We start from the raw sequence: 2,947 nt of genomic DNA on the forward strand, positions 1-2,947 counted from the left end.
GGAAAGAAATGGCTAGAAAGAGAAGCCCAAGATTTAAAGAAAGTAGAAGGCTTGGATTGAATGTTTCAGGACATCCAAAGGCTATGAATAGAGCTACTAAAGGAACAAGTAGAGCAGATAAAAAATTATCTGAATATGGTATAAGACTATTAGAAAAGCAAAGGTTAAGAGCTTATTATGGAATCTTAGAAAAGCAATTTAGAAAATATGTTGAAGATGCTTTTAAAGCTAAGAATGGTACAACTGGAGAAGCTTTATTAATTAGACTAGAGTCTAGATTAGATAATCTTGTATATAGAATGGGTTTTGCTAACTCTATAAGAGCAGCAAGACAAATGGTAAATCACGGTCATATATTAGTAAATGGTAAAAAGATAGATATACCATCTTATAAGGTTGAACCAGGTACAGAAATTTCTTTAAGAGAAAAATCAAGAAAGTCTTCTAACTATAATTATTACTTAAATAACCACACAAATACACTACCTTACATTGAGTCTAATTTAGATGACTTTAAAGCTGTATATAAAAGATATCCATTAAGAGAAGAAATACCTATTGAAATAAATGAAAATCTAATAGTAGAGTTCTACTCAAGGTAAATCTAGTTTTAAATTCATATCTTCTCAAAATTAAAGTATATTTTGCCAAAGCTATATAGTGCAGTATATAGTTAGACCTCATTAATAATTAAAAGGATGATTCTATATTAAGAATCATCCTTTTTAAATTATATATGTTAGAACTTATATAATTTAATTAAAATATTGACTACTAACAACTGCTAAAAGAGTTTTGGAGTCGCTTAAAATTGTTATATCCGCTGGAATAACAATATCTTCAATAAATACTTTATCATCTAATTTCATATCGGAAGCATCAATCTCTATAGATTCAGGTATTTTTTCTACATCTCCCTGTAAATCTATATATAAATTATGTGTTTCTAATGTAAGTCTTTTAGTTTCTAATAAATCTTGTCCAATAAATTTAATTGGAATTCTCATTTTAATTATTTCATTAGGTTTAATATATTGAAAATCAACATGAATGATTTCATGTCTCTCATTTTTCTGTACTTCTTTAACAACGCAGTTAATTTTTCTTTCTTCAAGTGAAACTTCTAAAATTGATCCACTGCTATTCTTTTTAAGTAGTCTTCTTAGTTCTGCATTACACATTTTAACTGGAAGATTTTCTTCAAGGAATTCACCGTAAATAATTCCAGGAATTTCTCCCTTCTTTCTAAGTTTTGATTGATTTTCTTTTATATTTCTATTATATACCTTTAAGGCTAAATTTGACATTTATAAATACCTCCTAAAAACTTAATTCTTAATTTGAATACTTAGTTTTTATTAAGCTCTATAAAGCTTTGGTAATTACATTAATAAACAATAATAGAGCTTAATCTAAAGCCCCACATATGCATCAACCTCCCTTATATTCTTATAGCTTACATTGTAATAACAAATAAAGCAAATGATGTAAAAAAAGTTATATTAAAAAAGTGCAATAAAAATGAAAAATTAATAAAAAATCATGTCTTGTTTTATGATAAACCAAGTTATATTAGAAAATATTAAGATAATAGTAAATTTGTTCTATTTTTGGAAGTGGTATTTATGAGTGTATTGGAAAGAGGTACAATTTAAGGAGTAGATAAATATAAATTTTATTTAAAAAGGTGAGGAATTGAAATGAGAACTATAATTGTTGATGATGATCCCTTAATTCTAGAGATTGAGAAAAATATTATTAGCAAAAACGAATACTTAAATATTGTGGGAGAATTTTATAATGGAAATAAATTTTTAAAATCTTTAAATAAATTAAAGCCTGATGTTGTATTTTTAGATATAGAAATGCCAGAAATTAACGGAATAGAAATTGCTGAGAAAATTGAAGAGTTTAATGAAAATATACAAATAGTATTTTTAACATCATATGAAAAGTATGCCATTGAAGCTTTTAAGGTAAATGCAATTAATTATATATTAAAGCCATTAACAAAAGATGTGTTAGATCTTACTGTAAAAAGATTATTAAAATATAGAAAAAAGAGCATTTATTTTACTGGAAATTCATATGAAAATCAAATAATTACATTAGGTAACTTCGAAGTATATGGGAATGGTGGAAAAGATGTAGTAAAATGGCCAACTGTTAAAGAGGAAGAATTATTTGCATACTTTATATATTTAAGAGGAGAAAAGGTTGATAAATGGAAGTTATGTGAAATGCTATGGTCTAATTTAACCTCAGAGAAAGCACTTCATAATTTACATAATACAGTATATATACTAAAAAAAACATTGAAATTTTATGGAATAGAAAATCAAATAATACATCAGCAAGGCGGTTATAGCGGAATTTTTGAAAATATATATTGTGATTTATGGGAATTAGAAGATTTAATGAATAAAAAAATTATTTTAAATGAACCAAAAATAAAAAATATTGAGGTTATTCTATCAATGTATAAGGGCGATTTATATGGAAGTAAGGATTATGTTTGGGCTATAGATTTAAAAGAAAATATTGAAAAATATTATCTTAATACTATAAAAGCTTTAAGCAAATATTATTATGATAAAAACTTATATTATAAATCAGAAGAGTATACAAAAAAGTTTTTAAAACTAAATCCTATAGATGAAGATGCCATAGAGATGCTTATGAAAACTTTTTATAAGTTTAATGATAAATTAAATATAATTAATATTTATAAAAAGCTAGAAATAACCTTAAAGGAAGAGTTAGATATAGAACCTAGAAAATCAACTGAGTTGCTATATTTAAATTTATTAGATAAATTGTAACTTTACACTTTATCCATTTGTGAGTGTTTTGTGAGTATTGATAACTATAATTTTTTAATAATCAATATTAGCAAAATTATGCAATGGAGGGAGATTATGAAAAAGACAAGAAGAGTAGCTTTTAC

At 25.0% G+C, this 2,947-nt stretch carries 3 protein-coding genes; 2 read left to right on the forward strand and 1 reads right to left on the reverse strand.

From position 1 onward, the window contains the following. Nucleotides 1–8 precede the first annotated feature (8 nt). Complete coding sequence (gene rpsD / locus E6248_RS14890) at nucleotides 9–602, forward strand: 30S ribosomal protein S4 (protein ID WP_316341564.1); 594 nt, start codon at nucleotides 9–11, stop codon at nucleotides 600–602. A 153-nt stretch (nucleotides 603–755) separates the two neighbouring features. On the opposite strand, the gene E6248_RS14895 is transcribed toward rpsD, so the two are convergent. Continuing rightward, nucleotides 756–1,307, reverse strand: coding sequence for a 50S ribosomal protein L25 (locus E6248_RS14895; RefSeq protein WP_316341562.1), 552 nt, complete (start codon nucleotides 1,305–1,307; stop codon nucleotides 756–758). A 393-nt stretch (nucleotides 1,308–1,700) separates the two neighbouring features. Here E6248_RS14895 and E6248_RS14900 point away from each other — a divergent pair, with 393 nt between their 5' ends. Beyond that, complete coding sequence (locus tag E6248_RS14900; RefSeq protein WP_316341563.1) at nucleotides 1,701–2,822, forward strand: response regulator; 1,122 nt, start codon at nucleotides 1,701–1,703, stop codon at nucleotides 2,820–2,822. Nucleotides 2,823–2,947: the final 125 nt, after the last annotated feature.

It is taken from the genome of Clostridium sp. (genome assembly GCF_032552055.1).
In the GTDB taxonomy this organism is placed as follows: domain Bacteria; phylum Bacillota; class Clostridia; order Clostridiales; family Clostridiaceae; genus Clostridium.